At 39.2% G+C, this 11,236-nt stretch carries 6 protein-coding genes; 5 read left to right on the top strand and 1 reads right to left on the bottom strand.

Features of this window, described 5'->3' with window-relative positions; all coding sequences use genetic code 11:
- Positions 1-156: 156 nt before the first annotated feature.
- The 3 genes from FJ709_RS15355 (at position 157) to FJ709_RS15345 (ending at position 6,983) form a co-directional block, all read left to right on the top strand.
- On the top strand, positions 157-1,365 hold the full coding sequence (locus FJ709_RS15355) for a Kelch repeat-containing protein (protein ID WP_226410892.1): 1,209 nt from the start codon (positions 157-159) through the stop codon (positions 1,363-1,365).
- A gap of 482 nt (positions 1,366-1,847) precedes the next feature.
- Complete coding sequence (locus FJ709_RS15350) at positions 1,848-4,685, top strand: exo-alpha-sialidase (protein WP_226410891.1); 2,838 nt, start codon at positions 1,848-1,850, stop codon at positions 4,683-4,685.
- A 210-nt stretch (positions 4,686-4,895) separates the two neighbouring features.
- Entirely contained in the window at positions 4,896-6,983 is a 2,088-nt protein-coding gene (locus tag FJ709_RS15345) for an EAL domain-containing protein (protein ID WP_226410890.1), read from the top strand.
- A 322-nt stretch (positions 6,984-7,305) separates the two neighbouring features.
- Here the strand turns inward: FJ709_RS15345 and FJ709_RS15340 are convergent, their stop codons facing one another.
- Positions 7,306-8,268: a DUF4862 family protein gene (locus FJ709_RS15340; RefSeq protein WP_226410889.1), complete on the bottom strand. Its 963-nt coding sequence runs from the start codon at positions 8,266-8,268 to the stop codon at positions 7,306-7,308.
- A gap of 535 nt (positions 8,269-8,803) precedes the next feature.
- Between FJ709_RS15340 and nagA the strand changes: the two genes are divergently transcribed.
- Entirely contained in the window at positions 8,804-9,940 is a 1,137-nt protein-coding gene (gene nagA / locus FJ709_RS15335) for an N-acetylglucosamine-6-phosphate deacetylase (RefSeq protein WP_226410888.1), read from the top strand.
- 16 nt (positions 9,941-9,956) lie between these two features.
- Positions 9,957-10,865: a dihydrodipicolinate synthase family protein gene (locus FJ709_RS15330; protein WP_226410887.1), complete on the top strand. Its 909-nt coding sequence runs from the start codon at positions 9,957-9,959 to the stop codon at positions 10,863-10,865.
- Positions 10,866-11,236: the final 371 nt, after the last annotated feature.

The following is an 11,236-nucleotide window of genomic DNA, read 5'->3' as shown; positions in this document are numbered from 1 at the left end:
GCCTAAAGGCCATCGAGGATAATGGCTCATCATCCTCGATGGCTGCTCATTCAGGCAGTTAAGCTTTGTTAAAACCTAATCATTACAGATTAGGTTTTAATTTTTACTGTTATAGCCATTAAAATTTTTGATTTTATGATAACTAAGGAGCGGGCATTGAAGCTTGTTGATCATATTTTATTATTACCGCTAATAATAAGCTTATTTGCTAACGCTAACGTGCTACAACCTGTCGGAGACCTATCTGAACAAGATTACCTTTCGTTAACCAAAAAACCACAAATTTCATGGCAACAAATCGGCCAGTTACCTGCGCCGCAAGGGTATACAGAGTCTATCGGTATTTCAGGGGCTTATAGTGCTTTTATAGGTGACTATCTTATTGTGGCTGGGGGAGCGAACTTCCCCAATGGTCATCCATTTTTTGATCAAGGAGCAAAGGTTTTTTACTCAGATATTTTCGTTTTTGATGTCAATGATGGGAAACTTAATGAGATCGCCCATGGTCACTTACCTATGAAATCCGGTCATGGTGCCACTGTGGTGGTGGGTAATAGCCTTTATTTAATCGGCGGTAAAAATAATCAACAAGCGTTTAATTCAATCATTAAGCTGACGTTAGACCAGACTCAGAAACCTATTGTTGAAGTTATAGGCCGCTTACCTTTCACTTGGTCATCAGGTGGTGCAGCATGGCAAAGTGATGCCTTATATCTCTTCGCGGGTAAGCAAAATGACCAAGTGAGTAATCAAGTCTGTAAGTATTCTTTTATCACTGCAAACTGCATTGATGCTAGCACTATGCCGCCTATTCCTGGGTTAATGCGATCTGACTTTCCTGCGATACACCATCATAATCATTTTTATGTTTTTGGCGGTTTGAATTTATCGGCAGGAAAAGATCATTATGTATTAACCGATGCTTATGTTTTTGATTTTAAAAAATTGAGATGGAAAATATTAGCCCCCATCACCCTTGATAAAAAACCATTTTCTGTCGTTGGTGGTGGTGTTGCATCGCTTGAAAATGGTCAGTTAGTATTACTTGGTGGTGTTAATCGAGAGATTTTTAATAATGCGATTTTGCAATTAACCACACTTAAAGGGAATGATTTAAGGGCGTTTAACCAAGACTATTTTAGCTTAAGTGAAGCTGATATTAACTTTAGTCGCCACCAAGTAACCTATAATATTGCTAATGACTCATGGGATGTATTATCTGATGATGTGCCATTTTGGGGCGGGGCAGGGCCGTTAACCATTAGCCAAAATGGTCATCGTCTATATTGGATTTCAGGAGAAATAAAACCAGTTATTCGCAGTCCTAATGTTTATTTAGGCCTGTTGAGTCAAACTACTCAATAGTTTAAGTAAACTTTTTTAGCAGGACTTTGGGTGTAAAGTACCAGGGACTCTTTTCATTAAGTGGCTATATTATAGAGCGACTCGCCCCTAGTGCACATTATCGCCTTTTTTAAGTTATTCATTATAAAATAGAGTGAGTTAATATTTCGTGCACTCTTTCCCCACATTGCAATACATTACCTTCCTACTATCTGATTTTATTTTTTAGTCTCTCATTCAATTTTGAAATTGAATGCCTCCTCAATTTATTCTCCTTCTGAAAATATGAATAGCAAATTATATGTGTTGTACCGTTGTGCTGTTATACCAAAAAATGCTTGTGTGTTTTTTGTTCCCATGCTTTCATAGGGTAATGGTATGACAGGTTGGTGTATAATAAGTTGTGATGTGATGTGCCCACTATTTATACAGAAAACGCGGCTGGCAGAAGTATGTAGATTCAGCATTAGTAAAATAACTCTTATAAAAAGGTTACATTAATTATGATAAAAATAATTAAACTATTTTTGGTATTTATCAGTGTATATAGTTTTATATGCACTGATGTTTATGCAGACAATATTGTCGCAAAATTCGATGCGAGTAACTCAGTAAGTCCAATATCTCAAGGGTGGAGTGATTTTACTAATGCTCAGGCAGTTGGCTCAACAGAGCAAGACTTAGGCGCAACAGTTTGGAAGGCCGATGGTACGTCAGGAAGATCACAGTGGAACATAGTCCCGAATACACAACAAAACGCAGATGCGAACGCCAAAGGTTGGAAAATGACATGGACGAGTCGGCTTGATTCGGGCGGTTATATTACTGATTATTACTCAAATGGTGCATTACGGTTTTTACCTATTCTAAGTATTAATGCAAGTGGTGATTTAATCGTATCACTTGTGGGCGGCGGCACTCATACCTTAGTCAGCAATTCAGGTTCAGCTGCTTATCATGACTATGCTGTTGAATACGATGCGACTAAACAATTAGCCACCTTTAGTTTTGATGGTGTTGTCATTGAATCAGCTTGGGCTGGTGAGAGCAGCAGTCAGAATATGATTGCCTGGGGTAATGGGTCTTCAAATATTAATGGTATTGGTTATTACAAAAGTGTTGCCTTTACTATTAAGGCTAGTGCTTTACCCCGCAAAGCTAACATTGTTGCCCAATGGGACACCTCAGAGTTAATTTTCGATGGTGCAACTCAGTTTTTAGCTATTGAGGCCGACTTACCCTCGGTGAAAATGTTAACTCAAGGAAGTATCTATACCCAATTTAAAGCAACAGGGACTACAGCGACTATCTTCAGTGCTTCAAATACCGCAGAGGGTTCTAGTGAGTTTGCACTTTTAATCAATAGTGATGGTACTTTACGTATCCATGCTCGTGAGAATGGTGTGTTCGTTAATGATGCAAAAACCACCACCACCTACAATAATAATCAAGACCATAAAGCCTTGATTATGGTTAATGCAAATGGCACAAAAATATATGTTGATGGGGTCCTTCAATTTTCAGACAGTACGAGTAATTTTATAAGCTCAGTAACCGAGTTAGATACGATGAGTATTGGGCGTAACTTCGATAATACAGGTGGTCAGTGGTATTTTAGTGGTTCTGTATACGAGACTCGTATTTACGATGACGTATTTACTGCGAAACAAGCTGAAACTTTAACCAGTTTATCCAATGTTGTAGCAGTGTTTGATGCGAGTATTGACACTAATCCAACCGCTGTGGGTTGGACAAATGACTCTGCTGGATCAGGTATTGGTTCGTTAGTTACCGACCAAAACCAAACCGCCTGGAAGGCTAATGGTACTAATGGGCGTGCTGAATGGGAGATTTTGCCAAGCTTACAAGTTAATAATGATGCGAGCACCCTAGGCTGGAAAATGACTACAACAAGCCGCATAGTGTCAGGTAGTGCTATATCTGACTATTATGCCAATGGTTCACAACGTTTTTTAGCTTTATTAAGCATTAATGCTAATGGTGATTTAATTGCAAATCTTGAAGGTGGTGGCAACCATACTTTGGTTCCTGCAACCGGTGCTCAGCAATATCATACTTATGAAATTGCCTATGATGTAGCCACTGCATTAGCGAGTTTTAGTTTTGATGGCACTCTGATTGAGGAGTGGGCAGGTTCAGCCAGTAATCAAAATGTCATTGTTTGGGGGAATGGTTCTTCTGGTACTAATGGTATTGCTAATTACCGATATGTCAGTTTCGAAACGTTTGGTCGTGGTCCCGAAATATTTGAAAGTGTTGTTTTTCAAGGTGGCCAAGAAGGGAATGATGGGATGAGTCATTACCGTATACCTTCGATGGTGCAATCTGGTGATGGTTCATTACTTGCTTTTATTGAAGGTCGCCCTAGTGGCGGTGACCCAGGACAAACTGGTCAAATTAATATCTCGATGAAACGCTCAATAGACAAAGGCCGTACTTGGTTACCGGTACAAATTATTGATCAAAACCCCTCTTATGACTATTCAGACCCTAGGCCTTTTATTGATAAAGCGACTAATACGGTTTATGTATTTTATGTTCAGTGGCCAGATCTATGCGCTCAAAATGGTAATTGTGTTGGACCCAACGATGCTAATTATATCTTCTATCGCACAAGTCGCGATAATGGTGTGACTTGGGATGAACCTATTGATGTTACTGCGCAAATTAAAGATCCTACTTGGCGCTCAATTAATCCAGGTCCAGGTCAAGGCATTCAATTACAGTGGCAAACCGTTGCTCAAGGAAACCATAATAGTCGATTAATTTTTCCTGCAATTGTGCGTGCAGGAAACAGTAATTTTTATGTGGCGACTGTATTTAGCGACGATAGCGGTGCAACTTGGCAAAAAGGCAGTTTCACGCCAGTTTCTGGACCTACCGAAGCTGATATGGTTGAGCTAAGCGATGGTACTTTATTGTTGAGTGCCCGAAATGATGGCGGCGCAGCAGGTACGCGTTATCACTTTTTAAGTCATGATGCTGGAGTCACTTGGGTGCAAACATCTCACGATCTTGTTGTATCTAAAGTTGATATTGGTCTCACTCGATATTCAGCGGTGCGTTCAGGTGATATTGAAGATCGTATTCTTGTCTCTGCACCTATGGGGATCTCTTCAGGTCCGAATCGCAATAATCTGGCTATATGGTCAAGCTTGGATGAAGGTGTAACTTTTGGTACGCCGCACCAATTGGTCTATGGCGTGAGTGCATATTCCGATATTGTTAGTTTACATGATGGATCAATAGGTATTATTTATGAGGCTACAGGCAGTACCTTATTGAAGTTTATTAATGTTGAACTTGAACAAATTAAATAAATTTTATCGATAACGCATGAGAGATGAAGAAGGTGTTTAGTAATCCAATTACTGAACACCTTTTTTATATTTTGATCTGACAATGAAGCAAAGTGATCATGGCAGCGCAGTGATCAAAAGTGATACGGTAAACTTTATTAGGTGTTATAGATGTTAAAATGATGATTGGGGTCTATTATAAAACAAAGGACTTCTCGGGTTTATCTTAGTATGAAATCAATCAAGCTAGGCATTGTGCCTCCTCAGCAATATGTTCTCAATGATTCGCTTCACCAATTGTTTGACGCTGTAAACATTGTTTCGGTGCAAGGATACGATGAAGAACGGCGGGTGATCTATTGGAATGTGGGCAGTGAGTTACTTTATGGTTACAGTAAAGAAGAAGCATTAGGACAAAAGCTAGAAGATCTCATTATTCCTCCCTCTATGCGTGAGTTAGTGATTACTGCGCATCATAATTGGATAACACAAGGAACAAAAATTCCTGCATCAGAAATTACCCTATGCCATAAAAATGGCAGTGATGTCAGTGTGTTTTCAAGCCATGTACTGTTTATTAACCAATATAATAAAAAACAAATGTACTGTCTTGATGTTAATTTAGCCGATGTTAAGCATGCTCAATCCCAGGCTGAATTTAAAGATCATATGCTGAAGACGATCATTGAGGCCTTACCTGATTTATTTTTCTTGATGGAAATGGACGGGACTATCATTGATTACCATGGGGCAGATCAAAAAAATCTCTTCGTTGCACCCAGTCAGTTTATCGGCAAACGCATGACTGACCTTTTACCTGATGAGGCTGTGAGTAAGTTTCAAGCTCATATAGATAAAGTATTACATCAACACGGAATGACTACCTTTGAATATGAGTTAAATATGCCCCAAGGATTAGTTTATTTCGAGGCAAGGTTGAGCTATCTCGCTTCATATAATCAAATTGTGGCCATTATTCGTGATATTAGTGAACAATATAAATCAGCCGAAATCATCCGTAAACAGGCATATTTTGATGCCTTAACCTCATTACCCAATCGTTTCTTAGCACTGGACCGTTTATCACAAATGCTGCTTGAGTCTGAGAGAAATGATGAGCAAACAGCGGTACTTTTTCTTGATTTAGATGATTTCAAAAAAGTGAATGACTCATTAGGACATGAAGTCGGTGATAAAGTGTTAATCGAGTCAGCCAATAGATTAAAGCACACTCTGCGAGAAGCCGATATTGTCGGTCGTTTAGGCGGTGATGAGTTTATCGTGTTATTGCGTGGTATCAAAGAGCAGCATGATGCGTTAGTTATTACTGACAATTTGCTCAAAGCCTTTAGAGCACCCTTTATCATAGATGGTAGGGAGTTAATGCTGACGGTAAGTATTGGTGTGGCCATTTACCCTGAAAATGGCCTATGTGCCTCTGATTTACTGCGTAATGCCGATACAGCCATGTATCGAGCCAAAGATTTAGGACGTAATACTAGTTCGTTTTTCTCTAAAGAAATGAATGCCATGATGATCCGCCGCTTTAAAATTGAAGAACAAATGCATGGCGCATTGGAGCGTAAAGAATTTGAATTATATTACCAACCCCAATTTGATGTTAAAAAAAGACAGATTACCGGTGCAGAAGCACTGTTGCGTTGGCACAATTCAACACTGGGTAATGTCACTCCTGATGAATTTATCCCTATTGCAGAACATACTGGCTTGATTGTACCAATTGGGCGATTTGTACTGAAACAAGCGCTGTACTTTTTACATCAATGGCAAAATATTTATCAACAAAAATATACTATGGCAGTTAATTTGTCTCCGCGTCAATTTAGGGATGCAGAGCTGCTGAGTGTAATCACAAATGCGATTATTGATGCTAATGTAAGTGCCGAAGATTTGGAACTTGAAATTACTGAAGGCGTGTTAATGATTGGCCAATCACAAATTCATGATGCTTTGGTTAAAATTAATGCGTTGGGCATAAAATTATCAATGGATGATTTTGGTACAGGTTATTCATCTTTAAGTTATTTAAGGCAATATGACTTTGATGTATTAAAAATTGACCGTAGCTTTATTAATGGCATACCGTTAAATAAAGCCGATTGTGAATTAGTCAATGCCATTATTTCCATGGCGCATAGTTTAGGGCTGACAGTGGTTGCCGAAGGTGTTGAAACACTCGAACAACTAACATTGTTAGATAAATTGGGCTGTGATTTAGTACAGGGCTATTATTTTAGTAAACCTATACCAGCAAAGCTATTTCTCGATTTTGCTGCCAATTATAATCTAAAAAAATAGCGATAAGCACTAAGTCGTATGTTGATATAACGCCGTCATATTTACGTCAAGATGTAAAAGTTCATCTACTTCCCAAAGCTATTTTTGAGGCTTAAAATATCAAATCTTTTGAAAAAACGATAATAACAATTGTTGTAAATAAGCCATTTAAATACATCGCTAAGACTGAAATTTCAGCACCTTGCTCACTAATTGCTAATAAGTAAATACGATGAATTTACCAAAAACCTAATACGATTCAATGAAGCTGCTGTATATTGCCCAAGTTTTAAGCCACTCTTTATAGCGTTAGACGCTCAGGTAATAATGACAATCACTAAAGTTAGATTACCACTTTATCTAGCAAAGTGATTAAGCTTTTAATGTAGGAAACACGTTCGGTAACGCTAGCTTTATTAGGGCTTATTGATATTTTTCCGCCGATAAAATCAAGCTGATTATAATGACATTGCTGTAACGATAGTTCGATTTGTTCTAAGGTTAAACAAGATCCTTGGGCAAAACTTGGAATATTAAACGCTTGTGCTGGTGGCATATGGGTATCTTTCCATTGGCCATATGGCCCCTCAAGCCCTGAGGCACCAGAAAATATAATTCCTTTTAATAAACCGCTATTATAGGCCTGCTTAATATGCTGCAATGGCCCAGCAGAGCTGCGGGTTTCTATCGCTGAACGTCCCCAATTTATACTAATACCAATGTCACTGTTGAGCTTGCTATTAACATGCTTAATAGCGGTAATTTCATCTTCTAGTAACATAAAGCCTTTTTCGGCTTCTTGTCCGCCAATGTGCGCATCACAATGTTCAATCACTAATTTTGCCCCATCCCAATCCCAAGACTGCATGGTTTCAAGAGATGCTTGCAATGCTTCAATAGATGAGTGCGTGGCAGGGCTAATTTTCGGCGAGGTGTGTATTTTTATAAAGCTGACAGCCTGTCTATCTAAGTAGTTATTTAGTTCTAATATGGCTTGTTGTGCTAGTTGATAAAAAGACAGTGCCGACAGTCTGCCTTCTTCTTTTGTTGAGGCTATACCAAAGTGAGGATTTTTAGCGAGACTGCTCATTACCCCAGGGATAGAAGTGAAGATAAACTGCCAGTTTTTATCGATATTTTTGAGAAACCACTCATCGTCATATGGATGCAGTCGCCCAACAAAGGGATGCTCAATACCACTAATCTTATTCAGTGACTTGAGCTGTTGGTAATACTGAGTTTCTAATTCTTGCTGCCATTGCTCGGTAGAGGGAGCGGTGGCGTATGCGCCAATAATATATTTCATTTAATCTCCGCCAGATAATAGGACGCTAATAAAAAGTAAGCATGCTGTTATACCATTACACCTTTGTGGTTGCAATCTAACTTGACTGATTTTTATTAGGATAGATTTAGCCTTTAGGTTATAGATGTTAAAACTCAGTTTTTTCAATACACCTCATTTTGAATCGTTTACCAAGTAGGCATTGATTAAATAATAAAAAGATATTAATTATTTATAATCAGTTTGTTAGCTAATTTTTTCACCTTGGGTCTATCTAATTATATATTTTCACTTTGACAATAATATCTCATCAGGTATATTGGTATAACAGGTTGATAGTATACCTGTTGTAATTATTGATTTAACTATATAAGCCTTGGTTGCTGTCTGCCAATGAGTTATTTCACAATTACGTCAGTTTGAGCAGTTGTTTACTTTTTTCGATGCTGTTTATTTGTCCAGCGGAGAATAAGGTTCTTCAGGTTAATGCTATTTTTATAATTGATTTTAATAAGTATTTTCTTTTTAATTTTAAAGGAACCCCAACAGAGACATTATGATCACCACCATAATTGCACAACAAATGTTTGATGGTAAAAACATCATAAAAAACCAAGCGATAAGCTTTGATGAACAAAAGGTGCTTGCTTTTGATTCGGTAAAAGGGGCTAAGGAAATTAAAGTACCAGGCTTGCTGACTGCTGGTTTTATTGATGTTCAAGTAAATGGTGGCGGGGGATATTTATTTAACCATGACCCAAATTTAATGGCCCTTAACGCTATGGTGTTAGCGCATAGCCGCTTTGGTTCTACGGGATTGCTACCGACATTAATCACCAGTGGCATTGAAACAATCACAAGTGCAGCGAACGTTATAGCCTCTGCAATAAAGCAGCAGGTAGCCGGTATTGTCGGAGTCCATTTTGAGGGGCCACATATTAGTGTACCCAACAAAGGTATACATAGTAGTGAGCATATTAGGCCGCTAACCGAGTCGGAAATGGACATTTATTGTCGAGATGATCTTGGTGTGAAAATTGTCACTCTTGCACCCGAAAATGTCACTGCCGCGCAAATAAAACGATTAACGGAACACAAGGTAAAAGTATGTTTAGGCCACTCGAATGCAAGCTTTGCCGTGACGCAAGCAGCATTAGCTGCTGGTGCAGTGGGCTTTACTCATTTATTCAATGCGATGTCTGCGCTGACCTCCAGAGAACCTAATATGGTAGGGGCTGCATTGCTTGATGAACACAGTTGGTGTGGCTTGATTCTTGACGGTCATCATGTTCACCCTGCTACGGCTAAGTTGGCCACTCGCGCCAAAAAAATCGGCAAAATGATGCTGGTGACAGACTCAATGTCAACGATAGGTAGTAGCCAAAAAACATTAGAATTTGATGGTCATAAAATACAGTTAGCAAACGGTAAGCTCACCAGTCAAACAGGCCAATTAGCCGGTTCTGCCTTAGATATGATCACTGCGGTAAACAATGCACGGCGAATGCTTGATGTCTCATTAGAAGAGGCGCTGAGAATGGCAAGTCAATATCCAGCCGATTTCCTTGGTCTTAATACATCAACACCTCAGCTAGCGATCAATGCTAATGCTGATTTTACATTGCTTAACACAACTAATAACTCTGATCTACATGTTAGCCAGACATGGATTGGCGGCAAACAAATATACTAATTTACAGAGGTTTATAATGCAAAAACTTACCGGATTAATTTCCGCCCCCCATACACCTTTCGATCAACATGGTCAGGTAAATCTTGCGGTTATTGATCAAATAGCCGCTTTGCTTATCAAACAAGGAGTCGAAGGCGTTTATATCTGTGGCACAACAGGTGAAGGGCTCAATTGTTCTGTGGCTGAACGTAAAGCCGTGGCTGAACGCTGGGTTACAGCGGCCAAGGGTAAACTCAGTATTACGGTGCACACTGGTGCGCTGTCTATTGTTGATACGCTTGAATTAACTAAGCATGCTAATTCTTTAGATGTCTTTGCAACCTCTGTAATAGCCCCTTGTTTCTTTAAACCGGGTTCTGTAGATGATCTAGTGACTTACTGTGCCGCCGTGGCTGCAGCAGCGCCAAACAAAGGGTTTTACTATTATCACTCTGGTATGTCAGGGGTGATGTTTGATATGGAACAATTTCTTATTAAAGCGGATGGCGTCATCCCAAATCTAGCCGGTATTAAATTCAATCATGGCGATTTGTATGAGTTCCAACGTTGTACTCGAGTTTGTGGTGGAAAATTTGATATTCCATTTGGTGTAGATGAATTTCTTCCTGGGGGATTGGCTGTTGGTGCGATTGGCGCTGTGGGAAGTACTTATAACTATGCTGCACCGCTTTATTTAGACATCATAGCGGCATTTAACAAAGGCGATCAAGTAACCGTCGTCGCACTGATGGATAAGGTGATCGGCATTATTCGTCCGCTTGTAGAATACGGCGGGGTTGCAGCTGGTAAAGCCGCTATGTTGCTTCATGGCATTGACGTTGGGGACCCTCGTCTGCCTATTCGCTCATTGTCAGTAAAAGAAAAAGCCGATGTGGTCGCTAAAATGAAAAGTGCTGGCTTTATGAGTCATATAAAAAATGATTAGTTGTAGTGGCTTAGCTGCGTAAATTAATGGCTTATCAGCTGGCACATTCAGTATGTGATCAAGTACCAGAAAGCTGTTAACTATTTTATCATTCATATCAGTCCTTACGTCGAAGGTTAAATTAACCGATAATATAGACAACCATCACTAAATTGGTGATGGTTTTTTTTGCTTAAAAATTAACGATACTTCCTTGTGAGGTAAGTTTTGTCATGAACATTTTAGAGGGTGGGTCATGACCATAAGGCTGAAATATCACCTAGTGAGTTGCATTAATTCATTTAGCTGGGCATTTATTTACTATTGCCGATAATGATAAACACTAAAAAGCAAAACTCAGCATAAGCTGAGCTTTGCCTTAGTTAATATTT

This window comes from Shewanella glacialimarina (assembly GCF_020511155.1).
In the GTDB taxonomy this organism is placed as follows: Bacteria; Pseudomonadota; Gammaproteobacteria; order Enterobacterales; family Shewanellaceae; genus Shewanella; species Shewanella glacialimarina.
This window is presented reverse-complemented; position numbering and strand designations above follow the sequence as displayed.